General features: G+C 70.7%; 23 protein-coding genes and 1 tRNA gene. 18 read left to right on the forward strand and 6 right to left on the reverse strand.

The window, feature by feature from the left end:
• The first annotated feature begins 25 nt into the window (after positions 1–25).
• From J8M51_RS18645 to nudC, 3 genes are all read left to right on the forward strand, one after another.
• Positions 26–3,457 (forward strand): ATP-dependent DNA helicase, encoded by a 3,432-nt coding sequence (locus J8M51_RS18645; protein ID WP_086752245.1) that lies wholly within the window; start codon positions 26–28, stop codon positions 3,455–3,457.
• A 79-nt stretch (positions 3,458–3,536) separates the two neighbouring features.
• Positions 3,537–4,949, forward strand: a complete 1,413-nt coding sequence (locus tag J8M51_RS18650) for a dipeptidase (RefSeq protein WP_086752243.1) — start codon at positions 3,537–3,539, stop codon at positions 4,947–4,949.
• A gap of 96 nt (positions 4,950–5,045) precedes the next feature.
• On the forward strand, positions 5,046–5,993 hold the full coding sequence (gene nudC / locus J8M51_RS18655) for an NAD(+) diphosphatase (RefSeq protein WP_086758504.1): 948 nt from the start codon (positions 5,046–5,048) through the stop codon (positions 5,991–5,993).
• 13 nt (positions 5,994–6,006) lie between these two features.
• On the opposite strand, the gene J8M51_RS18660 is transcribed toward nudC, so the two are convergent.
• Entirely contained in the window at positions 6,007–6,249 is a 243-nt protein-coding gene (locus tag J8M51_RS18660; RefSeq protein WP_086758502.1) for a mycoredoxin, read from the reverse strand.
• Between the two features lie 160 nt (positions 6,250–6,409).
• Here J8M51_RS18660 and J8M51_RS18665 point away from each other — a divergent pair, with 160 nt between their 5' ends.
• From J8M51_RS18665 to J8M51_RS18685, 5 genes are all read left to right on the forward strand, one after another.
• Positions 6,410–8,689, forward strand: a complete 2,280-nt coding sequence (locus tag J8M51_RS18665) for an ATP-dependent DNA helicase UvrD2 (protein ID WP_086758500.1) — start codon at positions 6,410–6,412, stop codon at positions 8,687–8,689.
• 165 nt (positions 8,690–8,854) lie between these two features.
• The gene (locus J8M51_RS18670) at positions 8,855–9,178 is read left to right on the forward strand and encodes a hypothetical protein (RefSeq protein ID WP_086758498.1); all 324 of its coding nucleotides are present in this window, start codon (positions 8,855–8,857) and stop codon (positions 9,176–9,178) included.
• 173 nt (positions 9,179–9,351) lie between these two features.
• Positions 9,352–9,729 carry a WhiB family transcriptional regulator gene (locus tag J8M51_RS18675; RefSeq protein ID WP_086758497.1) on the forward strand — a complete coding sequence of 126 codons (378 nt, stop codon included), beginning with the start codon at positions 9,352–9,354 and terminating at the stop codon, positions 9,727–9,729.
• Positions 9,726–10,049 (forward strand): hypothetical protein, encoded by a 324-nt coding sequence (locus tag J8M51_RS18680; protein ID WP_086758495.1) that lies wholly within the window; start codon positions 9,726–9,728, stop codon positions 10,047–10,049. Before J8M51_RS18675 ends, J8M51_RS18680 begins: the two co-directional genes overlap by 4 nt.
• Before the next feature lie 148 nt (positions 10,050–10,197).
• Positions 10,198–10,407, forward strand: coding sequence for a hypothetical protein (locus J8M51_RS18685; protein ID WP_086758494.1), 210 nt, complete (start codon positions 10,198–10,200; stop codon positions 10,405–10,407).
• 21 nt (positions 10,408–10,428) lie between these two features.
• Here J8M51_RS18685 and J8M51_RS18690 read toward each other — a convergent pair whose 3' ends face one another.
• On the reverse strand, positions 10,429–11,784 hold the full coding sequence (locus J8M51_RS18690; protein WP_086758492.1) for an ABC1 kinase family protein: 1,356 nt from the start codon (positions 11,782–11,784) through the stop codon (positions 10,429–10,431).
• Positions 11,777–13,042: a TOMM precursor leader peptide-binding protein gene (locus tag J8M51_RS18695; RefSeq protein ID WP_086758491.1), complete on the reverse strand. Its 1,266-nt coding sequence runs from the start codon at positions 13,040–13,042 to the stop codon at positions 11,777–11,779. The genes J8M51_RS18690 and J8M51_RS18695 overlap by 8 nt, the downstream gene beginning before the upstream one ends.
• 218 nt (positions 13,043–13,260) lie before the next feature.
• On the opposite strand from J8M51_RS18695, the gene J8M51_RS18700 reads away from it, so the two are divergent.
• From J8M51_RS18700 to J8M51_RS18715, 4 genes are all read left to right on the forward strand, one after another.
• Positions 13,261–13,857 carry a M48 metallopeptidase family protein gene (locus tag J8M51_RS18700; protein ID WP_086758489.1) on the forward strand — a complete coding sequence of 199 codons (597 nt, stop codon included), beginning with the start codon at positions 13,261–13,263 and terminating at the stop codon, positions 13,855–13,857.
• A 168-nt stretch (positions 13,858–14,025) separates the two neighbouring features.
• Complete coding sequence (locus J8M51_RS18705) at positions 14,026–15,651, forward strand: TerD family protein (RefSeq protein WP_086758487.1); 1,626 nt, start codon at positions 14,026–14,028, stop codon at positions 15,649–15,651.
• A gap of 8 nt (positions 15,652–15,659) precedes the next feature.
• Positions 15,660–16,337: an AIM24 family protein gene (locus J8M51_RS18710; RefSeq protein ID WP_086758485.1), complete on the forward strand. Its 678-nt coding sequence runs from the start codon at positions 15,660–15,662 to the stop codon at positions 16,335–16,337.
• 27 nt (positions 16,338–16,364) lie between these two features.
• Positions 16,365–17,117: an AIM24 family protein gene (locus J8M51_RS18715; RefSeq protein WP_086758482.1), complete on the forward strand. Its 753-nt coding sequence runs from the start codon at positions 16,365–16,367 to the stop codon at positions 17,115–17,117.
• A 166-nt stretch (positions 17,118–17,283) separates the two neighbouring features.
• On the opposite strand, the gene J8M51_RS18720 is transcribed toward J8M51_RS18715, so the two are convergent.
• Together J8M51_RS18720 and J8M51_RS18725 are read right to left on the reverse strand one after the other, a co-directional pair.
• Positions 17,284–17,799, reverse strand: coding sequence for an NUDIX hydrolase (locus J8M51_RS18720; RefSeq protein ID WP_086758476.1), 516 nt, complete (start codon positions 17,797–17,799; stop codon positions 17,284–17,286).
• Positions 17,796–19,211, reverse strand: a complete 1,416-nt coding sequence (locus tag J8M51_RS18725; protein ID WP_086758474.1) for a zinc-dependent metalloprotease — start codon at positions 19,209–19,211, stop codon at positions 17,796–17,798. Before J8M51_RS18725 ends, J8M51_RS18720 begins: the two co-directional genes overlap by 4 nt.
• 190 nt (positions 19,212–19,401) lie before the next feature.
• Here J8M51_RS18725 and J8M51_RS18730 point away from each other — a divergent pair, with 190 nt between their 5' ends.
• The 4 genes from J8M51_RS18730 to J8M51_RS18745 all read left to right on the forward strand — a co-directional run bounded on the left by J8M51_RS18730 (position 19,402) and on the right by J8M51_RS18745 (position 22,555).
• Positions 19,402–20,514 (forward strand): SDR family oxidoreductase, encoded by a 1,113-nt coding sequence (locus J8M51_RS18730; RefSeq protein WP_086758472.1) that lies wholly within the window; start codon positions 19,402–19,404, stop codon positions 20,512–20,514.
• A gap of 92 nt (positions 20,515–20,606) precedes the next feature.
• Positions 20,607–21,068, forward strand: coding sequence for a molybdenum cofactor biosynthesis protein MoaE (locus J8M51_RS18735; protein WP_086758470.1), 462 nt, complete (start codon positions 20,607–20,609; stop codon positions 21,066–21,068).
• Between the two features lie 74 nt (positions 21,069–21,142).
• Positions 21,143–21,364 (forward strand): hypothetical protein, encoded by a 222-nt coding sequence (locus J8M51_RS18740; RefSeq protein ID WP_143673274.1) that lies wholly within the window; start codon positions 21,143–21,145, stop codon positions 21,362–21,364.
• Positions 21,365–21,457: 93 nt separating this feature from the next.
• Entirely contained in the window at positions 21,458–22,555 is a 1,098-nt protein-coding gene (locus J8M51_RS18745; protein WP_086758468.1) for a YlbL family protein, read from the forward strand.
• Between the two features lie 79 nt (positions 22,556–22,634).
• Here J8M51_RS18745 and J8M51_RS18750 read toward each other — a convergent pair whose 3' ends face one another.
• Entirely contained in the window at positions 22,635–23,177 is a 543-nt protein-coding gene (locus tag J8M51_RS18750) for a PPA1309 family protein (RefSeq protein WP_216869684.1), read from the reverse strand.
• Positions 23,178–23,340: 163 nt separating this feature from the next.
• Between J8M51_RS18750 and J8M51_RS18755 the strand changes: the two genes are divergently transcribed.
• Both J8M51_RS18755 and J8M51_RS18760 read left to right on the forward strand, forming a co-directional pair.
• Positions 23,341–26,274 (forward strand): UPF0182 family membrane protein, encoded by a 2,934-nt coding sequence (locus J8M51_RS18755; RefSeq protein WP_256965404.1) that lies wholly within the window; start codon positions 23,341–23,343, stop codon positions 26,272–26,274.
• A gap of 44 nt (positions 26,275–26,318) precedes the next feature.
• Positions 26,319–26,392, forward strand: a tRNA-Met gene (locus J8M51_RS18760).
• The last annotated feature ends 89 nt before the right edge of the window (positions 26,393–26,481 follow it).

Genomic DNA, 26,481 nt, shown 5'->3' on the forward strand with positions numbered 1-26,481 from the left:
AGTGGCCGGCGTTAGCCTCTCTGGAATGTCCGCCCGTATCAGCGACCCCGAGCAGCTCAAGGAGCTCCTCGGCATTCCGTTCACCCCGGAGCAGACGGCCTGCATCATCGCGCCGCCCGCCCCGCAGGTGATCGTGGCGGGAGCCGGTTCGGGCAAGACCACGGTGATGGCCGCGCGCGTGGTGTGGCTCGTCGGCACCGGCCAGGTCGCCCCCGAACAAATACTCGGCCTGACCTTCACCAACAAGGCGGCGGGCGAACTCGCCGAGCGTGTACGCAAGGCCCTGGTCAGGGCGGGCATCACCGACCCCGACGTGATCGACCCGGACAACCCGCCCGGCGAGCCGGTCATCTCCACGTACCACGCCTTCGCGGGCCGCCTGCTCACCGACCACGGTCTGCGCATCGGCCTGGAACCCACCTCCCGCCTCCTCGCCGACGCCACCCGTTACCAGCTCGCCGCGCGGGTGCTGAGGGAGTCCCCGGGCCCGTACCCGGCGCTGACCCGCTCCTTCCCGGACCTGGTCAGCGACCTGCTGACCCTCGACTCCGAACTCGCGGAGCACCTCGTACGCCCCGAGGACCTGCGCGCGTACGACGCCGAACTGCTGCGCGAACTGGAGGGTGCCAGGCTCACCAACGCGGACCTCCGCAAGGTCCCCGAGGCCGCCGCGGCCCGGCGTGAACTGACCGCACTGGTGGGCCGCTACCGCGCGGCCAAGCGCGAGCGGGACCTCCTCGACTTCGGCGACCAGATCGCCCTGTCCGCCGGTCTCGCCGGGCTCCCCGAGGTGGGGCGCTTCCTGCGGGACGAGTTCCGGGTGGTCCTGCTCGACGAGTACCAGGACACCTCGGTGGCCCAACGCGTCCTGCTGGCGGGCCTGTTCGGCGGCGGCACCGGCCACCCCGTGACCGCCGTCGGCGACCCCTGCCAGGCCATCTACGGCTGGCGCGGCGCCTCCGTCGCCAACCTCGACGACTTCCCCGAGCACTTCGCCCACCCCGACGGCCGCCCCGCGACCCGGCAGGCGCTCAGTGAGAACCGCCGCAGCGGCGGCCGCCTCCTCGACCTCGCCAACGGCCTCGCGGAGCCCCTGCGGGCCATGCACGCGGGCGTGGAGGCCCTGCGGCCCGCCCCGGGCGCCGAACGCGACGGAGTGGTCCGCTGCGCCCTGCTCCACACCCATGCCGAGGAACTGGACTGGATCGCCGACTCGATCGCCCACCTCGTGCGCACCGGCAAGGAACCCGGCGAGATCGCGGTCCTGTGCCGTACGGCCGGCGACTTCGCCGAGATCCAGGGCGCGCTCGTCGCCCGGGACGTCCCGGTCGAGGTCGTGGGTCTCTCCGGGCTGCTCCACCTCCCCGAGGTCGCCGACCTCGTCGCCGTCTGCGAGGTCCTCCAGGACCCCGGCGCCAACGCCTCCCTGGTGCGCCTGCTCACCGGCCCGCGCTGGCGGATCGGCCCGCGCGACCTCGCCCTCCTGGGACGCCGGGCCAGGCTGCTGGTGTCCCACGCGCGCGTGGACGGCGACGAGGACCCGGACCGACGGCTCGCCGCGGCCGTCGAGGGCGTCGACCCCTCCGAGGTGATCTCGCTCGCGGACGCGCTGGACACGTTTCTGGAACTGCCGCTCGAAGCGGAGGCGGAGGACGACGGACTGCCGTTCTCGCCGGACGCGCGCGTACGATTCGCCCGCCTCGCCGCCGAACTGCGCGACCTGCGCCGCTCCCTCGCCGACCCGCTCATGGACGTCCTCCACCGGGTGCTCACCGTCACGGGCCTGGAGGTGGAACTGTCCGCGTCCCCGCACGCGCTCGCCGCCCGCCGCCGCGAGACCCTCTCCAACTTCCTGGACGTCGCCGCCTCCTTCGCCGCCAACAGCGCCGGCGAGGCCACCCTCCTCGCCTTCCTCGGCTTTCTGCGTACGGCCGCCCAGTACGAGAAGGGCCTCGACAACGCCCTGCCGGGCGGCGAGAACACCGTCAAGGTGCTCACCGCCCACAAGTCCAAGGGCCTGGAGTGGGACGTCGTCGCCGTCCCGGGCCTGGTCACCGGGACCTTCCCCAGCACCCAGGGGCGCGAGAAGTGGACCGCCCAGGGCAAGGTCCTGCCGCACGGGCTGCGCGGCGACGCCGACACCCTTCCCGACGTCGAGGCCTGGGACTCCCGCGGCCTGAAGGCCTTCCAGGAGGCCATGAAGGACCACCAGCACACCGAGGAACTCCGCCTCGGCTACGTCACCTTCACCCGCCCCCGCTCCCTGCTCCTCGGCTCCGGCCACTGGTGGGGCCCGTCCCAGAAACGCCCGCGCGGCCCGTCCGACTTCCTCATGGCTCTCCACGACCACTGTGCCGCCGGACACGGCGAGATCGAGGTCTGGGCCGACGAACCCGAGGAGGACGCCGAGAACCCCGCCCTCCAGGAGGCGGCCGCCGAACACGCCTGGCCCCTGCCGCTCGACGGCACGGCCCTGACGCGTCGCCGCGCCGCCGCCGCGACCGTACTGGCCCACCTGGACCGGGCGGTGCCCTACGAGGACACCCCTCCGGATGCCGACGACACGGACCTCACGGACGACCTCCCCTTCGAGGAAGACACCGGCGACTGGGACTCCTGGTCGGCGGACCGTCCCGCACAGGCCGCCCACGCGCGCGTGGAGCCCGGGCCGCACAAGCACGCACCGGCCGTGCCGCACGCCCGCAGGCACCCCGCCGCGTCCGGCCTCAGCCCCGAGGAAGCGCGCACGGTCGCCTCGTGGGACCGCGACCTGGACGCCCTCACCGGAGAACTCGTACGAGCCCGCGCCCAGGTCACCGACGTACCCCTGCCGGCCTCGCTGACCGCCTCCCAGCTGATGCGGCTGGCCGCCGATCCGGACGGCTTCGCGCAGGAACTCGCGCGCCCGATGCCCAGGCCGCCGCAGCCCGCGGCACGTCGTGGCACCCGCTTCCACGCCTGGGTCGAGGCCCGCTTCGAGGAACTGCGGCTGCCCATGCTGGAGCCCGACGACCTGCCCGGCAGCGAGGCCGAGATCGCCGACGAGCTGGACCTGGAGGAGCTCAAGGAGGCCTTCGACCGCACCCCGTACGCGCACCGCACACCCCACCGTGTCGAGGCACCCTTCCAGCTCGGCATCGCCGGACGCGTCGTGCGCGGCCGTATCGACGCCGTCTACCGGGAGCGCGACGGCGACGGGGCGACGAGGTACGAGATCGTCGACTGGAAGACCAGCCGCACCCGCACCGCCGACCCGCTCCAGCTCGCCATCTACCGGCTCGCCTGGGCCGAGCAGCAGGGTGTGCCCCTGGAGTCCGTCGGCGTGGCTTTCCTGTACGTCCGTACGGGGGACGTCGTGCGGCCCACGAACCTCCCCGACCGCGACGCACTGGAGCGGCTGCTCCTGGAGGAGCCCGGCGGCGACGCGGGATCGGACGCGACCGGAGAGGGGCCGTAGCCGTCGGCGGACGGGCAGGGGGTGTTCACGGACGAACCGCCGGACGAGCATGTCGGTGCGGGCCTATAGGCTCGTGAGCATGAGCCAGCCCGTTGACAGCGACGTCAGCGTCGTCCGTACGTACATAGCGAACCACCGTGCCGCGTTCCTCGACGACCTCGTGGAGTGGCTGCGTATCCCGTCGGTCTCGGCCCAGCCCGAGCACGCGGCGGACGTACGGCGCAGCGCCGACTGGCTGGCCGCCAAGCTCAAGGAGACGGGCTTCCCCACGGCCGAGGTCTGGGAGACACCGGGCGCTCCCGCCGTCTTCGCGCAGTGGCCCTCCGCGGACGCCGACGCCCCCACCGTTCTGGTCTACGGGCACCACGACGTGCAGCCCGCCGCCCTCGCGGACGGCTGGGACACCGAGCCGTTCGAGCCGGTGATCCGCGGGAACCGTCTCCACGCGCGCGGGGCGGCCGACGACAAGGGCCAGGTGTTCTTCCACACACTCGGCGTCCGCGCCCACCTCGCCGCGACCGGCCGCACCGCCCCCGCCGTCCATCTGAAGATGCTGATCGAGGGCGAGGAGGAGTCGGGCTCCCCGCACTTCCGAGCGCTCGTAGAGGAACACGCCGAACGGCTCGCCGCCGACGTGGTCGTCGTCTCCGACACCGGTATGTGGGCCGAGGACACCCCCACCGTGTGCACCGGCATGCGCGGCCTCGCCGAGTGCGAGATCCGACTGTACGGACCCGACCAGGACATCCACTCCGGCTCCTTCGGCGGTGCCGTGCCGAACCCGGCCACCGAGATCGCCCGCCTCGTCGCCGCCCTGCACGACGAGCACGCGCGCGTGGCCGTCCCCGGTTTCTACGACGGCATCACCGAACTCACCGACCGCGAGCGAGAACTCCTCGCCGAACTTCCCTTCGACGAACAGCGATGGCTGCGCACGGCCAGGTCGACGGCGGCGCACGGAGAGGCCGGACACACCACCCTGGAACGCGTTTGGGCCCGCCCCACCGCCGAGGTCAACGGCATCGGCGGCGGCTACCAGGGCATGGGCAGCAAGACGATCATCCCGTCCTCGGCCATGGTGAAACTGTCCTTCCGCCTGGTCGCCGGTCAGGACCCCGACCACATCCGGAAGGCGGTCACCGCCTGGGCCGTCGAGCGGATCCCCACCGGGATCCGCCACGAGATCACGTTCAGCGGGTCCACCCGCCCCTGCCTCACACCGCTGGACCACCCTGCCCTGCGATCGCTGGTACGAGCCATGGGCCGCGCGTTCCAGCAGCCGGTCCGCTACACGCGCGAGGGCGGCTCCGGGCCCGCCGCCGACCTCCAGGAGGTCCTGGACGCGCCCGTGCTCTTCCTGGGCATCTCCGTCCCCTCCGACGGCTGGCACGCGCCCAACGAGAAGGTCGAACTCGATCTGCTCCTCAAAGGCGTCGAGACCAGTGCGTACCTCTGGGGCGAACTGGCCTCGGGCTCCGGCGAGGCACACTGAAGAAGGCCCCGCACACCCCGGCGCACCCGCCCGCCGCACACCCCGCCGAACCGCCCGCCCCAATCAACCGTTTCACCGGGGGAGTTGGAAGCACCCGTGACCACCTGGACCGACCACACCGCCGACCGACCCATCGCGCTCACCGCCCCCAGCGGCATCGACCGGGCCGCCCACCACCGGCTCGACGAGGCCTGGCTCGCCGCGGCGTGGAGCCACCCCACCACCCGCTGCTTCGTGGTCTCCGGCGGTCAGGTCCTCATCGACGAGACCCCGGACGGCACCACCGAACTCGTCATGACGCCTTCCTTCGAGGCCCCGCTCACCGAGGCGCACCGCTACTTCCTGGGCACCGACGCCGACGGTGTGAGCTATTTCGCACTCCAGAAGGACGCGCTCCCCGGCCGCATGGACCAGTCCGCGCGCCCGGCCGGACTGCGCGAGGCGGGCATGCTGCTGTCACCGCGCGACACGGGCCTCATGGTGCACGCGGTCGGACTGGAGAACTGGCAGCGCACCCACCGCTTCTGCTCCCGCTGCGGCGAGCGCACGGTCATCGCGGCGGCCGGACACATCCGCCGCTGCCAGGCCTGCGGTGCCGAGCACTACCCGCGCACCGACCCGGCGGTGATCATGGCGGTCACCGACGAGGAGGACCGCATCCTGCTCGGCCGCCAGGTGCACTGGCCCGAGGGCCGCTTCTCCACCCTGGCGGGCTTCGTGGAGCCGGGCGAGTCCATCGAGCAGTCCGTGCGGCGTGAGGTGCACGAGGAGGTCGGCATCACCGTCGGCCAGGTCGAGTACGTCGCCAGCCAGCCCTGGCCCTTCCCGTCCAGCCTCATGCTGGGCTTCCTGGCCCGCGCCACCTCGACCACCGTGGACGTCGACGGCGACGAGATCCACGAGGCCCGCTGGTTCTCCCGGGAAGAGCTGCGGGCCGCGTTCGAGGCCGGGGAGGTACTGCCTCCCTACGGCATCTCGATCGCGGCCCGACTGATCGAACTCTGGTACGGCAAGCCCCTGCCGACGCGAAGCCACATCGGTTAGGGACCCGCCGCGGTTACGCGCCGATCTTCTGCTTGACCTGCGCCAGCGAGGGGTTCGTGAGCGTCGAACCGTCCGGGAAGAGGACGGTGGGGACCGTCTGGTTCCCGCCGTTCGCCTTCTCCACGAACGCGGCGGACTCCGGGTCGTGCTCGATGTTGATCTCGTTGTACGTGATGCCCTCACGGTCCATCTGGCTCTTCAGCCGACGGCAGTAGCCGCACCACGTGGTGCTGTACATCGTCACAGTGCCCGGCATGTCCCTGGCGCTCCTTCACGGTCTGAGGGGTGCTTGGTCGCAGTGGGTGGAACGTACGCGACACGCCCGCCATTCCCTTGCGCCGGGTGGCGTCCACCACCGCGACCCGGCGCCCGCGCCCCGGAACACACAAGCGCCTGCCGCATTAGTACGACTGCGAGTGCCTGCCTGTGGACAACTTGCTCAGCCGTCTCCGGCGACCTGGCAGCATGGCCATGTGACAGCAGCAACGCACTCCACCCTCTTCCCGCGGGTCCCCGACTCGGCCGACGCGGTGCTCGAAGGGCTCGACCCCGAGCAGCGCGCGGTGGCGACCGCCCTGCACGGCCCGGTGTGCGTGCTGGCGGGAGCCGGCACGGGCAAGACCCGGGCGATCACCCACCGGATCGCCTACGGCGTGCGTGCCGGGATGCTCCAGCCCGCCAGTGTGCTGGCCGTCACCTTCACCAACCGCGCCGCCGGGGAGATGCGCGGCCGGCTCCGCCAGCTCGGCGCCGGCGGAGTCCAGGCCCGGACGTTCCACTCGGCCGCGCTGCGCCAGCTCCAGTACTTCTGGCCGAAGGCCGTCGGCGGCGGCATGCCCCGTATCGTCGACCGCAAGATCCAGCTCGTCGCGGACGCGGCCGCGGCCTGCCGCGTCCGTCTCGATCGCAACGAACTCCGCGACACCGCCGCCGAGATCGAATGGTCCAAGGTCACCCGGACCGTCCCCGCCGACTACGCCGCCGCCACTGCCAAGCACGGCCGCGAGGCTCCCCGCGACCCGGCCGAGATCGCCCAGATCTACGCCACCTACGAGGACCTCAAGCGCGAGCGGGCCGTCATCGACTTCGAGGACGTCCTCCTGCTCACGGTCGGCATCCTCCAGGACCGCCACGACATCGCCGAACAGGTCCGCTCCCAGTACCAGCACTTCGTGGTCGACGAGTACCAGGACGTCAGCCCCCTCCAGCAGCGTCTTCTGGAACTGTGGCTCGGTGACCGGGACGACCTCTGCGTCGTCGGTGACGCCAGCCAGACGATCTATTCGTTCACCGGCGCAACTCCCGACCATCTGCTCGACTTCCGTCACCGCCATCCCGGGGCCACCGTCGTCAAGCTCGTCCGTGACTACCGCTCCACCCCGCAGGTCGTCCATCTCGCCAACGGCCTGCTCTCCCAGGCCCGCGGTCGCGCCGCCGACCACCGACTCGAACTGATCTCGCAGCGCCCGGCGGGCCCCGAGCCCCGCTACACCGAGTACACGGACGAGCCGGCCGAGGCCGAGGGCGCCGCCCGCCGCATCCGTGACCTCATCGCCTCCGGCGTCCCGGCGAGCGAGATCGCCGTCCTGTTCCGGACGAACTCCCAGTCCGAGACCTACGAGCAGGCCCTCGCGGACGTCGGAGTGCCCTACCAGCTGCGCGGTGCGGAGCGGTTCTTCGACCGCCCCGAGGTGCGCAAGGCGGGCACCGCGATGAGAGCCGCCGCCCGCTTCGGCGGCAACGACACCCTCCTCGAAGACACCGTCGACCTGCCCTCACAGGTACGGGCCGTGCTGTCCGGCGAGGGGTGGACCGGCGAACCGCCGGCGGGCTCCGGCGCGGTCAGGGAGCGCTGGGAGTCACTGGCGGCCCTGGTGAACCTGGCCCAGGACTTCGCCGCGGCCAAGCCGGACGCCACCCTCGCCGACCTGGTGGCGGAACTCGACGAACGGGCGGGCGCCCAGCACGCCCCGACCGTCCAGGGCGTCACCCTCGCCTCACTGCACTCCGCGAAGGGTCTGGAATGGGACGTCGTCTTCCTGGTCGGAGTGGCCGAGGGCATGATGCCGATCACCTACGCGCGAACGGACGAACAGATCGAGGAGGAGAGACGACTTCTCTACGTGGGCGTCACCCGCGCGCGTGAGCAGCTCTCCGTCTCCTGGGCCATGTCCCGAACGCCCGGCAGCCGCCCCAACCGCCGCCCCAGCCGCTTCCTCAACGGCCTGCGCCCCGGATCCACCGCCACGACGGGCAGGACCGGCACAGCAGGCTCCGGGGGCGTCGAACGGGGTACGGCGGGCAGCCGGACGGGTGACCTCGCGGGAGCCGGCGGAGAGACGGCTCCTCGCCGCACCGGCCGGACACCGGCCCGCTGTCGAGTCTGCGGGCGCACCCTGCGGGACGCCGGTGACATGAAGCTGATGCGCTGCGAGGACTGCCCCTCCGACATGGACGAGGGTCTCTACGAGCGACTGCGCGAGTGGCGAGCGGTCCAGGCGCGACGCAGCGGCCAACCCGACTTCTGCGTCTTCACCGACCGGACGCTGATGGCGATCGCGGAAGCGGGACCGAGCACTCCGGTTGAGCTCGGTCGCATCGCCGGTGTCCGCTCCCGCAAGCTGCAGCGCTACGGTGCCGATGTTCTCGACATCTGCGCAGGTCGGGAGCCTGGGTACGAGGACGAGAACGACTGATACGAACTCGTCGAAAAAATAGTTTGCGCATGCCCCAGCAATCCCCATAGGTTCTTAGGCACGAGAGCAGGCGGCCTTCTCGAAGGCCCCGGTTTCGTGATTTACTTCATATCCGTCGGATTGGTTCGCGCCGGTCCCCATAGACGCCGAGAGGAGGCGAGTCCAGTGATCAGCATCGACACCAGCTTCACCAGCACGGTCAAAATGACCGATCGCTCGGCCGTCTCCCTGTGCATGCTCGGCGTCTCGAACCTGGGCACCGGTCTGTCCGCCATCAGTGGCGGCCGTCCGGCGACCTCCGTGTCTCTGGCGGGTCTCCCCGTCCGTGAGCGCAATGAGCGACCGACCAAGGCACTGGAAGCAGCAGTAACGGCACAGGCCCAGGCCTATGCCGTCGCGGCGGCCGGTGCCGGATTCCGGAAGCAGACGACGCAGCACCACCTGATGTGGGCCTTCCGTGGGCCTGAACCCTGGAGTGATCCAGCCTGATCGACGATCAGGCCGGCGCCTTCAGGGCCGCGGAACCCCATCCGGGATCCGCGGCCCTTCTGTTTGTCCCTGACCGGGGACTGCAGAGCGAAGGGGCCTCGGGACAAGAAAAGAACCCGGTACCAGCCGCCACCGGCCAACAGGCCGGAACGACCAGACGAGGAAGACGAACCGTGCAACTCGAAGCGCACGCCCCGTCCGTACCGCCTTCCGAAACGATCTCCCCGCCCGGCCTCACGGAGGACTCCACCTTGACCCCGCTCACCCCGCTCACCGCGCTCACCGCGCTCGACGACGCCATCGAGAACCTCGGCGTACCCGTCCCCTGCCGCTCCTACGACCCGGAGGTCTTCTTCGCCGAGTCGCCGGCCGATGTCGAGTACGCCAAGTCCCTCTGCCGCACCTGCCCGCTGATGGAGGCCTGCCTCGCCGGCGCCAAGGAGCGGCGTGAGCCCTGGGGCGTCTGGGGTGGCGAGCTCTTCGTCCAGGGTGTCGTCGTGGCCCGCAAGCGGCCCCGTGGCCGCCCGCGCAAGAACCCGGTCACGGCATGAACATCACCGGAACGATCGACCGCCCCCTCACGCACGATCCCAAGAAGCAGGCCCCGATGAAGCCGTCCACGAGTGAGCCCCTCGGCTCCGCGACTCCAGACTTCACCACCACCGGCGCGAACGCGTCGCGTCAGAACAGGACCCGAGAGATGCATCTCATGCCAGAAGCCCTGGCTCGTGCGCATATGCACGAGCGCCTGCACCAGGCGGAGCAGGAACGCCGGGCCATGCGCCTGGCGGTCGCCCGCCGGATGCAGCGCCGGGCCGAGCGCGCCTCGATGCGCGCCCGCCGTGCGCTCGCCATGGCGGTCATGCAGTAGCCGTTCCGCGGCAACCGGCGTGAACCAGCCTGGACAGGCACAGCACCACCGTCAGTAGTGGCTCCCCGCGGGGGCCGGTCCGAAGGGACCGGCCCCCGCGGTGCGTGGTGACCACCGAAACCGCCGGGGGCGGCGCTATCGTCGCCGCGTGACGAGTCTTTCCGGGGACAGCGACAGCGGCGCCTCCGCCGCGGAACCCCAGACCCTCATGTGTGCCCGCTGCGGCACCACCGCCGACGCTCCGCAACCCCTGTGGATCTGCTCGGTCGAGAACGGCGCACGGTGCTACTTCTGCGCCGCCTGCGCCAGGGAGAACCTGCGAGCGATCGAGGGCAGGCTGGACTCCGCCTGGTGGTGAAGCCGCCCCCGCCCGAACCGGTCACGCTTCGGCGGCCGACTCGCCCTCCTCCTCTTCCCACACGAAGCCCGGCAGCCACTCCTCCAACTCCTCGCGCATACGGACCGTCGCGCCGAGTTGGCACAGCACGCCGATGGTGCTCAGCGTCACCCGGTGGATGAGGAGATAGGACGGAGGCAGGTTCAGCTGCTTGCCCAACTGGTGGGCGGGGGAGCGGGGGTCGGCGATCCGGGCGGCCTGACTGCGCATCCAGCCGCGGGCGAAGGTGAACTCGTCCGCGCGCACCGGTTCGATGATGGGACGCAGATAGTCGAGCACGGCGTCCGGATCGAGGTCTATCGACTCCCTCACGAAGCCTTCCGTGCGGAGCATCTCGTAGACGGCCTCGGCCTCGCCCTCGATCGTCAGCCGCAGGGCGTCACCGATCGGGGTCGGCAGGCCGCCCGGCAGCCGGTCCACCGTGCCGAAGTCGAGGACGCCGAGACGCCAGCCGCGCTTCTCGTCCGGCAGGAGGCGGAAGTTGCCCGGATGCGGGTCGGCGTGCAGAAGACCGGTGCGGGCCGGGCCCGAGAAGAGGAAGCGGGTCAGCAGTTGGCCCGCGCGGTCACGCTGCTCCTGGGAGCCGTCGGTGATCACCTCGGAGAGAGGGGTGCCCTCCATCCACTCGGTCACCAGCACTTGATCGCACTGGTGCACAACGGCCGGGACCACGACATCGGGGTCGCCCGCGAACTCCTCCGCGTGCGCCTGCTGGGCCTGGGCCTCCAGACCGTAGTCGAGCTCCTCGGAGACCCGGTCCCGCAGCTCCGTGATGAGCGGCTTGATGTCCATGCCGGGGATCAGCGGGCCCAGCAGCCGGGCGAACCGGCTGAGCTGACCGAGGTCGGAGAGAAGGGCCTCGCCCGCGCCCGGGTACTGCACCTTCACGGCGACCGCACGGCCGTCGTGCCACACCGCGCGGTGCACCTGCCCGATCGACGCCGCGGCGGCCGGTTTCTCCTCGAACTCCAGGAACAGTTCCTGCCAGTCCTCTCCGATGCGCTCCTCCAGGACGGCGTGCACCGTGCGGGTCGGCATCGGGGGCGCCGCGTCCTGGAGCTTCGTCAGGGCCGCGCGATAGGGGCCCGCTACATCCTCGGGAAGCGCCGACTCGAAGACGGACAGGGCCTGCCCGAACTTCATCGCGCCGCCCTTCAGCTCGCCCAGGACCTTGAACAGCTGCTCCGCCGTGCGCTGCTGGAGTTCGCGGCCCACGAGCTCCGCCGACTCGCCGACGATTCGCTTGCCGAGTCCCCAGGTGGCCCGGCCTGCGATGCCGAGCGGAAGCGCGGCGAGCTTGGCGGTCCGGGTGACCGCCTTCCGGGGAAGATCAGACATGCGCCCTCCAAGTCCCAGCAGGCCGTGCCGCGTGTGCCTTGCGGGACAACCTCGTTGACCGCTGATGCCCCGCCATTGTCGCGCGCGCCTCCCCGTCCTTTGCGATGTGTTCCCCGTTACGTTTCCCGGCCGCGTCGCTTTCAGCGGCTGCGCAGGAACATCCCGGGTGGGGCCACACGGGTCGCGGGTGCCAGTCGAACCCCGGTACCGAGACCTCCCAGCGGGCGCCCGCACTGGACGGCGTCCGCCCGTCGAGGAACGCGAGCGCATGCCCGGCGGCCAGCCCCGCGACGGTCGTGGCCAGCGTCAGATCGCAGGCCTCGAACGGGTGCGGGCGGCCGGACCGCCACTGCGCGACCAGCCGCGGCCAGGTCTCGTCGCGGTCGGCACGGCTCTGTTCGAGACAGCCCGCGCAGCCCGTCTCACCGGGCAGCACCAGAGGACCGACCACTCCTGTGCCCTCCACCACGCCGGCGTACAGGTGGGGTGTGCCGGAGGCGATGAGTGGTTCGGCGGCCACGGGCCTGGGTGCGTGGACCTCGACACCGTCGCGTGGGGCGAGGATCACCAGGGAGAAACCGGGCTCCTCACGGAGTCGGTCGGTGGGCACCTCGCCGACCGGGTCCACGGACCGCTGAGACCCGCGGCGGCGGCGCGGCGGGCGGTCCGGGGCCGCGTGGCGGGCGGCCCGGCGGGCCGCCGTGTCCCTGCGCTCGCCGATCGACTCCGCCGGCAGACCGCCCGGTGTCACGTCCCAAGGTTCGACCCGGCCGACATCGCGCACGTCGATCTCGCCGACACCGGCCGCCGACAGCAACGAGGCGACCACCGCTCCCACCCGACCGGCACCCCGAACCTGCACTCTCAGTGACCGGCGGGTCGCCAGACGCTTCATGGCCTCGCCGGGCTCGGGCGCGCTCAGGGACAGGGTGGCGGCGTCCGGGCGCAACCGGTCGAGCACCTCCGGTTTGGCGCGGAGGCCGTCCGCGGCAGGGCCGCCGCCCGTCGCGTCGTCCAGCAGACCGGACTCGGACAGTCGATCCACCAGACCGTCCACATGTCCGTCCGGCAGGCCCATCCGGCGTCCCTCGTCGCGCAGGAGCGGCAGCCCGCGGGTGCCGTCGAGCAGGGCGAGAAAACTGCCCGTCGCCGTGTCCATCGGGCCCAGCACCATGGCGTGCGCCGGCGCCAGACCGAACTGCACGGTGTTGAGATCCCGCCAGCCGCGCCGGAGCGCGGGCTTCACCATCGGATGCATGATCGGCCCCCGTAGCCAGAGATGAGTCCCCGTGTGCCGACGGTCCGAGTGACTGGTCCGCCGACGAGTGCCAGCATGCACGGACCGCGACGAAGCCTGTCGACAGTTGTCCACAGGCGACAGCATTCGTCGTACAAATCAGGCGCTCGGAGTGCGGATCGATATCGAACCGTCCCGGAGGCGGGACTTCCCCCGTGTGCAGCGGGTAACGTCGGGGCGTGCCCGCCGACCCACTGCACCGCGCCGGACAGCCACAGCGCAGCACGACGAGCCCGCCGCCGAGCGGCTCGCGGGCGAGCGCGATCGAGGTCCGCAGAAGCGCACGACGGCGCAGAACGGTCTCCGCGTACCGCGAGGGCGATCGCACCGTCGTGCTCATCCCCGCTCGGATGTCCGAGGCGGAGGAGCAGCGCTGGGTGACGGTCATGCTCGACAAGCTGGCCGCGCAGGAAAGCAAACGGCGGCTCGGCGACACCGAACTCGCGGAGCGCGCCGCCCGGCTCTCCGAGCAATACTTCGACGGTCGCGCCCGGCCCGCCTCGGTCCGCTGGGTCACCAACCAGAACACCCGCTGGGGCTCGTGCACCCCCGCCGAGGGCAGCATCCGCCTGTCGCACCGGCTGCAGGGCATGCCCGAGTACGTCGTCGACTACGTCCTCCTCCACGAACTCGCACACCTGCTCGTACCCGGTCACGGGCCCCACTTCTGGCAGCTGCTGGAGGCCTATCCGCGCACCGAGCGTGCGCGCGGCTACCTCGAAGGGGTGGTTGCCGCCGACCGGCTGCCCCAGCTGTCCGGCGAAGGGGACGAGTGACGCGGACCGGCGTCCCACGCGCGTGTGTGCGTTTGTGGGAGCGGTGACCGAAGTCGCGCTTTTGTACCGGCTCTGTACCAGCCTCGTACGTTCCCGGACTTTGCGGTTAGCCTGACGCGACGCACACGCAGGCGCACGCACTTTCGGGATGGGGGACGGTCGTTACGCATGGCCAGGGAATTCCAACGCGGCCACAAGGCCAAGATCAGTGACCTCACCGCGGGTACGGATCTGTACGTGGGTGTACAGATCTCCGCCCCCGGGCTGAGCTTCGACATCAGCTGCTTCGGCCTGGACGCCGACGAACGGCTCTCCGACGACCGCTACTTCGTCTTCTTCAACCAGCCGAAGACCCCCGAGGAGTCGATCCAGCTCCTGGGTGCCCAGTCGGGCGACACGGAGTCCTTCCGTGTCACGCTCGACAAGATCCCGCCGCAGATCCAGAAGCTGTCCTTCACGGCGACGATCGACGGCAACGGGCAGATGTCGCAGATCGCCCCCGGTTACGTGCGCATCGTCGCGGGTGGCGAGGAGGTCGCCCGGTACCCGTTCGACGGCTCGGAGTTCTCCACCGAGCGTGCCGTGATGCTGGGCGACTTCTACCTGAAGGACGTGTGGCGGTTCGCGGCCGTCGGACAGGGATTCGACGGCGGGCTCGACGCCCTGCTGAAGAACTTCGGCGGCGAGGTCGCCGAGGAGGAGCCCGCCGCCGCGCCGCCGCAGCCTCAGGCGGATGCCGCGCCCGGCTTCGCTCCGCCCGCGTTCGGGGCTCCGCCCGCTCCCGCCGCCCCGGTACCCGCGCCGGCCCCGGCGCCCGCGCAGCCGTTCGCGCCCCCGGCGCCCTCGCCCTCCGTGCACGCCGCCCCGACCATTGCCGCGCCCCTGCACACGCCGCCCGGCGGCACCGTTCCGCCTCCGGCCGCGCCCGCACCACAGGGCGGCCCCTTCACACCGCCCGGCGCTCCGCCGCAAGGCGGGCCTTTCACGCCGCCCGGCGCTCCACCCCAGGGCGGGCCCTTCACACCTCCGGGTGCTCCGCAGGGCGGCCCGTTCACACCTCCCGGCGCTCCCGGCATGTTCCCCGGACAGGCGCAGCCCTTCGGCGGTGGCACGCATCTCGCGCCCGTGCCTCCGGAGGCGGGGCTGCGGGTCGTCCTGACGAAGTACTCCGAGGCACCCGTCGGGGACCGGTGGACCGAGCAGAACCCCCAACTGGTGCGGACGACGCTCACCAAGGGCGCCAACATCCTCGCCAAGCAGGGCAGCATGGTCGCCTACCAGGGCGACATCGACTTCGCCCACAAGGGGTCGGGTCTGCTCGGCAAGTTGACGGGCCAGCTCACCGGCCAGGGCATGGCCCTGATGCGCTGTTCCGGGGACGGCGAGGTGTTCCTCGCGGACGAGGGCAGCCACCTCTTCGTGATCCGCCTGGAGAACGAGCAGCTCTACACCAGCGCGCGCGGGGTGCTCGCCTTCGACGAGGCACTGGACACCGAGATCCGCCGTATCGAGGGCGCCGGCCTGCCCGGCGGCGGCCTGTTCAGCATGCTCTTCTCCGGTACGGGCGCGGTTGTCGTCAAGACCCGCGGCATCCCCGTCGTGCTCCCCGTCGGCCCGGCCACCTACGTCGACGGCAACGCCGTCATCGCCTGGTCCGCCGGCGCCCAGGCCGTCACCACGACCTCGCTCAGGCTGCGCCGTTCCGGGTACGCCCGGCAGACCCAGGAGGCCGTCAACCTCCAGTTCCGCGGTGCTCCCGGCAACTTCGTCGTCGTCCAGCCCTTCGAGGTGTGAGGCAGAGCATGGACCTCCAGACACTCAACGCGCACCGCTCCGCCTCCACCGGCGTACGGATGAGCGTGCACAGCTCCAAGACGCTCAAGGTCGCCATGGTCACCGGGCAGGACCTGCTGGCCAAGGCCGGTTCGATGATCGCGTACGACGGCTATGTGCAGTTCGACGGCCCGCCCGCCACGCTGCGGCGCAGCGCCGAGGAGATGGTCACCGGTGAGGGCGGCAAGCTGATGCTCTGCCGGGGCGACGGGGAGCTGTATCTCGCCGACTACGGCGGTGACGTCCTCATCCTGCACCTGAACAACGAGGCGCTGTCCGTCAACGGCCCGACCCTGCTGGCCTGCGACGCCTCGCTCCAGCTCACCATCGAGCCGGTCAAGGGCCTCGCCAAGCTGTCCGGCTCGGGTCTCACCAACCTCGTGATCCGGGGCACCGGATGGGTCGCCCTGGTCAGCCGGGGCGTGCCGATCTCCCTCGACTGCGCCGAACGGGAGACGTACGTCGACCCGGACGCGCTGATCGCCTGGACCGACGGCCTCGACATGAAGGCCCGCCGCACCATCAAGGCCGGCGCGCTCATCGGCCGGGGCAGCGGGGAGGCGTTCCAGATCGGGTTCAAGGGGCGGGGCTTCGTGGTCGTCCAGCCCAGCGAGGACACCGGTGACCGTTTCAAGATCCGTGGCTGACCGGGACCGAGAGGAGAACACCGCACCATGCACAGCACACTCTTCGCGCACATCCCGGTGAACCACACCGAGCGCTACACCCTTCAGAATCCCCAGCTGCTCAAGACGGACGTCACCATCGGCAGCAGCCCCGTCCTGGCACGCCAGGGCGCCATGGTCGCCTTCGAGGGGCAGGTCGACTTCGACAGCCAGTACCGCAACCGCAGCTGGCGCAACGCCGAGCGGATGACCGGTGAGCGGCTCGAACTCATGCGCTGCAAGGGCAACGGGATCGTGTATCTCGCCAACTTCGCGCAGTACCTGCACATCATGGAGGTCGGCCGCGGCATCACTGTCGACTCCTCCGCCGTCCTCGCCTTCGACGGCTCCCTGAACGTCGGCATCGTCGCCGTGGACAGCGCCGTCGAGGTGGCCTCGGCCGGGGCGTACAACCTGGAGCTGTCCGGTGGCGGCAAGGTCGTCCTGATGACCTCGGGTGCGCCGCTCGCCCTCGAAGTGACGCCCGAGAAGAACGTCTGCGTCGACTCCGACGCCGTCATCGCCTGGTCCACCTCGCTGCGTACGCAGCTGCAGGCACCGACCTCCACCTCCGCGGTGTGGCGCCGCAGGGGCTCCACCGGTGAGGGCTGGGAGATGCACTTCGGGGGCCAGGGGCATGTCCTGGTGCAGCCGAGCGAGCTGCTTCCGCCCCAGCACCTGCGCACGTCCGGGGTCCTCGGACAGTTCGGCATGGGCGGCGGCGGACTGAGCGGGAACTCCCTCGGCGGCAGCCGCAACTGATCAGCGCCACTCGGCCGGCACTCAGCGGCACACGGGTAAGGGGCGTCCGCCATTGCGGGCGCCCCTTACCGCGTCCGTCCCCCCGGCGGGGGACTGCCCACAGCACGTCGGCAGCACACCCCCGGCCCGTCGACACCACGCGAACGAGCGAGGTCGGCGGCAGGCGTCAGAGCCGTGCCCGCGTGGCCTCCAGCAGGCGTACGACCGAGTCGTCGGCCACCGTCGCCACCTCGTCGTAGGCGTACCAGCGCAGGTCCAGGGACTCGTCGCTGATCGCCTCCTCGGCGCCGGACGGGGCGAGGGCCGCGTACTGGACGTCCAGGTGCCAGGCGCACGGGGTGTGATGGCGGTCGAGGCGGACCGGGCCGCCGGGCAGCAGCGTCAGGCCCGCGATGCCGGACTCCTCCGTGGCCTCGCGGAGGGCGGAGCCCGCGAGGGTGGTGTCCTCGGGCTCGCAGTGGCCCCCCATCTGGAGCCACATGCGCAGCTTCTTGTGCAGGGTGAGCAGCACCCGGCCGCGCTCGGGGTCGATCACCAGGCCGCTCGCTGTGATGTGACCGGCGCCGCACGCCTTCCACATGCCGTCCGGGTGGGCCGCGAGGTGGTCGAGGTACGCCTGGCGCAGCTCGGCCTGGTCCTCGTAGCTCTTGAGTACGAGGACCGCGTCGTCGTGCAGGCTCACTCGGTGTCGTCGTCCTTCTTCTTCAGATCGGGCTTCTCGGTGGAGCCGCCCGCGGCCTCGCCGAGCATCTTGTCCAGCTCGGAGAAGTCCATCTGCTCGCGGTGGACGAAGCCGTCGGGGTCGTCCAGGTCGGAGGCGGTGGGCAGCATGTCGGGGTGGGCCCACAGGGCGTCGCGGCCGTCGACCCCGCGCGCGTCCGTGAGGGACGCCCACAGACGGGAGGCGTCGCGCAGCCGGCGGGGACGCAGCTCCAGGCCGATCAGCGTCGCGAAGGTCTGCTCGGCCGGGCCACCCGTGGCGCGGCGGCGGCGCAGGGTCTCGCGCAGCGCGTCAGCGGACGACAGGCGCGGTTTCGCGGCGGCGTGCACCACTGCGTCCACCCAGCCCTCCACCAGCGCCAGAGCGGTCTCCAGGCGTGCCAGGGCGGCCTTCTGCGCAGGAGTGTCCTCCGGCTGGAACATGCCCTGCTGGAGTGCCTGCTGCAGCTCCTCGGGGTTCTGCGGGTCGAACTGGCCGACCACGTCCTCCAGCTTGGCCGTGTCGACCTTGATCCCGCGCGCGTAGCCCTCGACCGCGCCGAACAGGTGCGAGCGCAGCCACGGCACATGGGCGAAGAGCCGCTGGTGGGCGGCCTCGCGCAGGGCCAGGTAGAGCCGCACCTCCTCCTTGCCGATGCCCAGGTCCTTGCCGAAGGCGTCCATGTTGATCGGCAGCAGCGCGGCCTTGCCGGCCGGGCCGAGCGGCAGGCCGACGTCGGTGGACCCGACCACCTCGCCCGCGAGCACGCCCACGGCCTGCCCGATCTGCTGGCCGAACATGGCGCCGCCCATCGACTTCATCATGCCGATCAGCGGGCCGGCCATGGCCTGCATCTCCTCCGGCAGGATGTCGCCCATGGCGCCGCCGACGCGCTCGGCCACCGGGTCGACGAGCTCCTTCCAGGCGGGCAGGGTGGCCTCCACCCACTCCGCGCGGCTCCACGCCACGGCGGAGCCCGCGCCGGACGGCAGGGACGTCACGTCGTCGAGCCACAGGTCGGCCAGGCGGACGGCCTCCTCGACGGCGGTGCGCTCGGCGGGGCCGACGCTGGCGTCCTTGGTGCCGTCGGCGGTGCCCTGGGAGACCGTCTGGCGGGCGATCTGCTTGGCCATGTCCCAGTTCACCGGGCCGCCCTCGTACGAGAGCATCTGGCCCAGCTGCTGGAACGCGGCGCCCAGGTCGGTGGGGTTCATGGAACCGAACATCGCGGCGAACGGATTGTCGGCGCCGGAGCCCCCGGCCCCGGGAAACCCGAAGCCGAACGGGTTGGCCGGTCCCTGACCACCACCGCTCTCCTGGTCCTTCTTCTTGCCCTCGTCGCCGTCGTCCGGCTCCTCCGGCGGAAGGCCGAATCCGAATGGGGTGTCACTCACGGGATTCCTCGGCTGATAGGGCCATCGGTTTTCTCCGACGGCACGGCTGCCCGAACACCACCCAGCGTAGACACCACGGCGGGATAAGGCCTCGGTGCTCCGCCGACCGAAGGCCTGCGGCAGGATGGATGCCACCTGGTACGTACGCGTCACCCGCGTTCGTACTGAAGACAACCGCTGGAGACGCCCGGTGAGTTCCCCAGATCCACAGGTTCGCGCAGCGCGAAACCACTCAACCAGTCCCGCCGCGCGCGGGCCCGTCGTCGCGGTCACCGGTGCCGCGTCCGGGGTAGGAGCGCTGCTCACCGAGCGGCTCGCCGAGTCCGACGAGATCCGGCAGGTCGTCGCCATCGACGAGCGGCGCGGGGAGTGCGCCGCCGCGCAGTGGCACATCCTGGACGTGCGGGACCCGGCGATCGCCGAGAAGCTGCGCGGTGCGGACGTCGTGGTGCACCTCGCCGTCGACCTCGACCTGGGCACGGACTCGGCGGCCCGCAGCGCGTACAACGTGCGCGGCACGCAGACGGTGCTCACGGCCGCCGCCGCGGCCGGGGTGCACCGGGTCGTGCTGTGCACCTCGGCGATGGTCTACGGGGCGCTGCCCGACAACGAGCTGCCGCTCTCGGAGGACGCCGAGCTGCGGGCGACCGCCGAGGCCACCGGGGTCGGCGACCTGCTGGAGATCGAGCGGCTCGCGCGCCGGGCGCCGCGCGCCCACCCGGGCCTCAATGTCACCGTCGTGCGCCCCGCGACCCTCGTCGGGGGCACGGACACGGCGCTGACCAGGTACTTCGAGTCGCCTCGGCTGCTGGTGGTGGCCGGATCGCGGCCCGCCTGGCAGTTCTGTCACGTCGAGGATCTGTGCGGGGCGCTGGAGTACGCCGTACTGGAGAAGGTCGACGGGGAGCTGGCCGTCGGGTGCGAGGGGTGGCTGGAGCAGGAGGAGGTCGAGGAGCTCAGCGGGATTCGGCGCATGGAGCTGCCGTCCGCGGTCGCCCTCGGGGCCGCCGCCCGGCTGCACCGGATCGGGCTGACGCCGTCGCCGGCCGGGGATCTCGCGTACACGATGTATCCGTGGGTCGTGAGCGGGAGCCGGTTGCACGACGCCGGGTGGCGGCCCCTGTGGACGAACGAGGAAGTGCTCGCTGAGCTGCTGGAGGAGGTCTCCGGGCGGCACACGGTGGCCGGGCGGCGGCTCGGGCGCAAGGACGCGACGGCCGCGGGCGCCGCCGGTGCGACGGTCGCGCTGCTGGGTACGGCGGCGTTGGTACGGCGGGCACGGAAGGCCCGGGGGCGGCGCTGAGGTCCCTGCCGGCCTTCGGGCTCGCCATCGAGCGCCGGACGGGCTGAATTCCCGGGCCTCCCGGGTGCGGGGGATGAGGCACGATGGGGGGTATGGCTGTGAATGAGGATCATCCTGGTGAGCAGGGGGCCGAGGAGCCCGTCAAGTTGATCGGGATCCGGGAGACGGCGCTCTCCCTGGACGAGGTGTTCCGGGCGGTCGGGGACGACGCGGCCGGGGGAACCGCGCTGTTCGTGGGGACCGTGCGGAACCACGACGGGGGAGCCGATGTCGACCGGCTCGGATATTCGTGCCACCCGACGGCCGAGGCCGAGATGCGGCGGATCGCGGAGAAGGTGGTCGCCGACTACCCGGTGCGGGCGCTGGCGGCCGTGCACAGGGTGGGCGATCTGAAGGTCGGGGACCTGGCCGTGGTCGTCGCCGTGTCCTGTCCGCACCGGGGCGAGGCCTTCGAGGCCTGCCGGAAGCTGATCGACGATCTCAAGCACGAAGTGCCCATCTGGAAGCACCAGAAGTTCTCGGACGGTACGGAGGAATGGGTGGGGGCCTGCTGAGGCCGTGACCGGAATGCGCCCGTGCGCGTTCCGGTTGCGTAACCTGTCCCCCGGCGCGAGCGTTGACGGAGCGGATGGATAATCTGCTGATCAGTCAGATGTGGTTGCTTGATAGGGGTTGGGAGGCCGGCATGGCGGCGCTCGCCTGGTTGCTGATTCCGCTTGTGGCCGCGATCGGTGCCGGACTGTGGGGCGGCTGGGCCAGCCGGAACCGCAAGAGCATCGAGGACGGCACCGAACTCGCGGGTTACTCGCGCTTCCGTGAAGCCATGGAACGTTCGCACTCCGGCGGCTAGCGGCCGACACCGGCGACGGCGCGATCAGCCGCCGTCGCCCCGGACGGACGGCCCCGACAGTGCACTTACAGGCCTGTCCCGTACTGTCGTTCCATGCCACGCCGCACCGCGACGATGCTCGCCTCCACCCTGATGCTGATCGCGCTCCTGTGCGCGGGTGTGCTCATCCCCGTGCCGTACGCGGAGATGTCACCGGGGCCGACGGTGAACACGCTCGGGCAGCACGACGGCGAGCCGGTGCTGCAGATCTCCGGGCGCAAGACCTACGCCACGACCGGCCACCTCAACATGACCACGGTCCGCGTCACCAGCGCCGACTACCGGATGAACCTCGTCGAGGCCGTGTACGGCTGGCTGGCGCACGACAACAAGGTCGTGCCGCACGACACCCTCTACCCGGACGGCAAGACCGAGGAGCAGTCGACCCAGGAGAACGCCGAGGAGTTCAGCCAGTCCCAGGAGAGCGCCAAGGTCGCGGCCCTGAAGGAACTGGACATCCCGGTGAAGTCCTGGGTGATCGTCTCCACCGTCCTCAAGGACTCCCCGGCCGAGGGCAAGCTGCACGCCGGCGATGTGATCAAGTCCGTCGACGGCACGGCGGTCAAGGCGCCCGAGGACGTCGCGAAGCTGGTCACCCAGCACAAGCCGGGCGAGGACGTCGACTTCGTCATCGTGCCCGCCAAGGCCCAGGCCGCCGCCGAGAAGGCGAACCGGACGGCGACCGAGACCGAGAAGGTCACGATCACCACGGCGAGGTCCGACGACACCGGCGAGGCGCGGGCGATCGTCGGCATCTCCGCCGGGACCGACCACACGTTCCCGTTCACCATCGACATCAAGCTCGCCGACGTCGGCGGCCCGAGCGCCGGACTGATGTTCGCCCTCGGGATCTACGACAAGCTCACGCCGGGCAATCTGACCGGCGGCAAGTTCGTGGCCGGCACCGGCACTATCGACGACGAGGGCAAGGTCGGCCCCATCGGCGGCATCGAGATGAAGACGGTCGGCGCGCGCGACAAGGGCGCCGAGTACTTCCTGACGCCCAAGGACAACTGCGCCGCGGCCGCCAAGGACACCCCGGGCGGCCTCACCCTTGTCAAGGTCGACACCATCGAGGACGCGCTGGGCGCCCTGAAGGACATCCGCTCCGGCGACACCGCCGACCTGCCGAAGTGCACCACCAAGGGCTGACAGGCGCACGGGACGGCGTACGCGCGCGTGGGGGCGCCCTCGAAAGCGGAGGGCGCCCCCATCGCCGTAGATACGGAAATCAGTCCACGAAGGTGGCGGACAGGGCCTCCGCCAGGCCCGGGACCAGCTCGGGGCCGGTGAGGACCTCGGTCGGGGTGTCCTTCTCACGCAGCCGCAGGGCCGAGTCACGGGAGCCGTCGCGCAGGACGGCGACCGTCATCCGGACCTCCTGGCGGTCCGGGTGGGAGGCGACCCACTTGGCGAGACGGGCACCGTCGAGGTTCTCGGGGACGGAGGCCTCCGCGGACGGCGGCAGCATCAGCCGCTCCACGGTCAGTGCGCAGCCGACCACCGCGTCGGGCCAGGCGATGGTGCCGAGGAAGTCGTCCAGCGCCTTGCCGGCGGGGATCTCGTCCTGCTCGATCGGGGTGAGACCGGTGGTCTCGGACTCGTCCTGGAGACCGAGCTGCGCCGCGAGGGCGGGTTCCTGGGTCCGCAGACGCGCGGTATCCACGAGGGCGAAGAGGCGAGCGGGCTGGTCCCAGCCGAGGCCCGAGGCGTACTCGTCGATCTCGAGCACCGCCCGGGTGAGGGGGTTCGCTGCCATGGGAGTGTTGGACATGGTCACAATCCTGCCTCGTTCGTTCCCCGAAGCGGGAACCGAGTAAAGCGTGAGTAAGTTGCATAGGTGAGGCCCCTGCGATCACGGGGCCCGCTGGCGGGTCCGTAGACGCGGGCCTGACGTATCGACAGCGAACTTCGAGGTGCGCACCTTGGCTTTCCAGATGCCGGACCGCGGCGGAGGCCCGACGGGGCCGCGGATCAGAGTGGGCCGACCGTCCCGACGCGTCCGGACACTGCTCATGACGCTGGGCGTCCTTGCCGTCCTCGGCATGGCGTTCGTCATGTTCGCGGGGTTCTGGACGGACTGGCTCTGGTACCGGTCGGTGAAGTACTCGTCCGTCTTCACCACCACACTGTGGACGAAGATCGGGCTCTTCTTCGTCTTCGGGCTGCTGATGTCGGCCTCGGTCGGCTTCAACATCTGGCTGGCGCACCGGCTGCGGCCGCCGCTGAGCGCGATGTCGATGGAGCAGCAGAGCCTCGACAGGTACCGCATGGGCATCGCGCCCTACAAGAAGTGGCTGCTGCTCGGGATCACCGCCCTGGTGGGCCTGATCGCCGGCGCCTCCGCCTCCGGGCAGTGGCGCACCTGGCTGATGTGGGTCAACGGAGTGTCGTTCGGGCAGAAGGACCCCCAGTTCGGTCTGGACGTCTCCTTCTACGCCTTCGACCTGCCCTGGTACCGCTTCCTGCTCGGCTTCGGCTTCGCCGCCGCCGTGCTCTCGGTGATCGCCGCCGCGCTCACGCACTACCTGTACGGCGGCCTGCGGGTCACCTCCCCGGGCGCGCGTGCCACCGCAGCGGCCACCGGGCACCTGTCGGTGCTCCTCGGCATCTTCGTCACCCTGAAGGCGGTCGCGTACTGGCTCGACCGGTACGGGCTCGCGGTGAAGTCCAGCGACTTCAAGGCGACGGGCAACTGGACGGGCCTCAGGTACGTCGACGCCAACGCCTATCTGCCGGCCAAGACGATTCTGTTCTGCATCGCCGTGATCTGCGCGCTGCTGTTCTTCGCCACCATCTGGCGGCGCACCTGGCAGCTGCCCGTCATCGGCTTCGGCCTGATGGTGCTCTCCGCGATCCTCATCGGCGGGCTGTACCCGGCGATCGTGCAGAAGTTCCAGGTCCAGCCGAACGAGCAGGCCAAGGAAGCGCCGTACGTCGAGAAGAACCTGGAGGCGACGCGGCAGGCCTATGGCATCGACGGGACCGACGTCGAGGAGTACTCGGGTGTGAGCGACACCACGGACAAGGCCAAGCTCCGCAAGGACGCCGACACCACGGCCAGCATCCGCATGCTCGACCCGAACATCGTCTCGCCGACGTTCCAGCAGCTCCAGCAGATGAGGAACTACTACGCGTTCCCCACGAACCTGGACGTCGACCGGTACAGCAATGAGGACGGCGCGGAGCAGGACACGGTCATCGGTCTGCGCGAGCTGAACCTCGCCGGCATCCCGAAGAACAACTGGATCAACGACCACTTCCGCTACACCCACGGCTACGGCGTGGTCGCCGCCAAGGGCACCGAGGCCACCTCCGGCGGCCGCCCGGTGTTCACCGAGTCCGACCTGCCGTCCAAGGGCGACCTGGGCAAGTACCAGCAGCGGGTGTACTACGGCGAGAAGACCACCCAGTACTCGATCGTCGGCGGTCCCCAGGACGAGATCGACTACTCCGACGACAGCGGTGAGAAGACCACCAGCTACAAGGGCAAGAGCGGGGTCAACCTCTCCAGCCCGGTCAACCGGGCCGCGTACGCGGTGGCGTTCAACGAGCCGCAGATCCTCTACTCGGGCGCCATCGGCGAGGGCTCGCGGATCCTGTACAACCGCACCCCCAAGGAGCGTGTCGAGGCGGTCGCCCCCTGGCTGACCATCGACGGCGACGCCTACCCGGCCGTCGTCGACGGGAAGATCCAGTGGATCGTCGACGCGTACACCACCACCAACGGCTACCCGTACGCCTCCCGCACCACCCTGGGCGACACCACGGCCGACTCGCTGACCGCGGACAACAGCCAGCGCGCGGTGGTGGCCCAGCAGAACCAGGTCAACTACATCCGCAACTCGGTGAAGGCGACCGTCGACGCGTACACGGGTCAGGTCAAGCTCTACCAGTGGGACACCAAGGACCCGGTCCTGAAGACCTGGATGAAGGCGTTCCCGGACACGGTGGAGCCGAAGACGGCGATCTCGAAGTCGCTGGAGGCCCATCTGCGGTACCCGCAGGACCTGTTCAAGGTCCAGCGTGAGCTGCTGACGCGCTATCACGTGAAGGACGCCGAGACGTTCCTGAGCGGCAGCGAGGTGTGGCAGGTCCCGGACGACCCGACCAACACCTCGGGCAACGCGGTGCCGCCGTACTACCTGAGCATGAAGCTGCCGGGGCAGACGGCACAGGCGTTCTCGCTGACCACGACGCTCACGCCGAACGGCCGGGACAACCTCAGCGCCTTCGTGGCGGTCAACGCCGAGGCGGGGACCAAGGACTACGGCAAGATCAGAATTCTGAAACTGCCGACCAGCGAACCGATCGACGGACCGAAACAGGTCCAGAGCCAGTTCAACTCCGAACAGGACATCGCCGAGACCATCAGCCTCCTCAAGAGAGGTGACTCACAGGTCGAGTACGGCAACCTCCTGACGGTCCCGCTCGACGGCGGACTGCTCTATGTGGAGCCCGTCTATGTGCGAGGCGGCGGGCTCAAGTACCCGCTGCTGCGCAAGGTGCTGGTCACCTACGGCGGCAACACGGCCTTCGAGGACACCCTCGACGAGGCGCTCAACAAGGTGTTCGAGACCGAGGGTTCGCCCACCGAGCCACCGGCGGACGATCCCGACGAGGGCACCGACGAGCCGCCGACGTCCGGTGATCCGACCGTCCAAGAGGCCCTGGAGGAAGCTCAGAAGGCGTTCGACGAGGGCCAGCAGGCCCTCAAGGACGGCGACTGGGAGGCGTACGGCCGGGCCCAACAGGACCTGGAGGACGCGCTGAAGCGGGCCGAGGACGCCCAGTCCAAGGCCGGCGGGACCGGCGGAAACGCCGGTGAGGACAGCGGGCAGAGCTCCGAGGAGGGCTCCGGCAGCGGCTGATTCAAGGCTCCACCCCGCGCCGTGGTACGGTTGCAACACAACGGCGCGGGGTGGAGCAGCTCGGTAGCTCGCTGGGCTCATAACCCAGAGGTCGCAGGTTCAAATCCTGTCCCCGCTACTGAAGTTGAAGGCCCGGATCCTCAAAGGATCCGGGCCTTCGACGTGTTGCCTGGGGTGGTCGGGAAAACTGTGTTTGACTTGTCGCTC

This window comes from Streptomyces griseiscabiei (assembly GCF_020010925.1).
Lineage (GTDB): Bacteria > Actinomycetota > Actinomycetes > Streptomycetales > Streptomycetaceae > Streptomyces > Streptomyces griseiscabiei.

Coding starts and splice junctions, on each gene's coding strand:
- J8M51_RS18660 (WP_086758502.1), bottom strand. CDS start 6,249: ATGCCGGGCACTGTGACGATGTACAGCACCACGTGGTGCGGCTACTGC.
- J8M51_RS18755 (WP_256965404.1), top strand. CDS start 23,341: ATGCCGGACCGCGGCGGAGGCCCGACGGGGCCGCGGATCAGAGTGGGC.
- J8M51_RS18680 (WP_086758495.1), top strand. CDS start 9,726: ATGAACATCACCGGAACGATCGACCGCCCCCTCACGCACGATCCCAAG.
- J8M51_RS18705 (WP_086758487.1), top strand. CDS start 14,026: ATGGCCAGGGAATTCCAACGCGGCCACAAGGCCAAGATCAGTGACCTC.
- J8M51_RS18715 (WP_086758482.1), top strand. CDS start 16,365: ATGCACAGCACACTCTTCGCGCACATCCCGGTGAACCACACCGAGCGC.
- J8M51_RS18645 (WP_086752245.1), top strand. CDS start 26: ATGTCCGCCCGTATCAGCGACCCCGAGCAGCTCAAGGAGCTCCTCGGC.
- J8M51_RS18650 (WP_086752243.1), top strand. CDS start 3,537: ATGAGCCAGCCCGTTGACAGCGACGTCAGCGTCGTCCGTACGTACATA.
- J8M51_RS18735 (WP_086758470.1), top strand. CDS start 20,607: ATGGCTGTGAATGAGGATCATCCTGGTGAGCAGGGGGCCGAGGAGCCC.
- J8M51_RS18695 (WP_086758491.1), bottom strand. CDS start 13,042: ATGCATCCGATGGTGAAGCCCGCGCTCCGGCGCGGCTGGCGGGATCTC.
- J8M51_RS18750 (WP_216869684.1), bottom strand. CDS start 23,177: ATGTCCAACACTCCCATGGCAGCGAACCCCCTCACCCGGGCGGTGCTC.
- J8M51_RS18690 (WP_086758492.1), bottom strand. CDS start 11,784: ATGTCTGATCTTCCCCGGAAGGCGGTCACCCGGACCGCCAAGCTCGCC.
- J8M51_RS18740 (WP_143673274.1), top strand. CDS start 21,143: ATGGATAATCTGCTGATCAGTCAGATGTGGTTGCTTGATAGGGGTTGG.
- J8M51_RS18745 (WP_086758468.1), top strand. CDS start 21,458: ATGCCACGCCGCACCGCGACGATGCTCGCCTCCACCCTGATGCTGATC.
- J8M51_RS18710 (WP_086758485.1), top strand. CDS start 15,660: ATGGACCTCCAGACACTCAACGCGCACCGCTCCGCCTCCACCGGCGTA.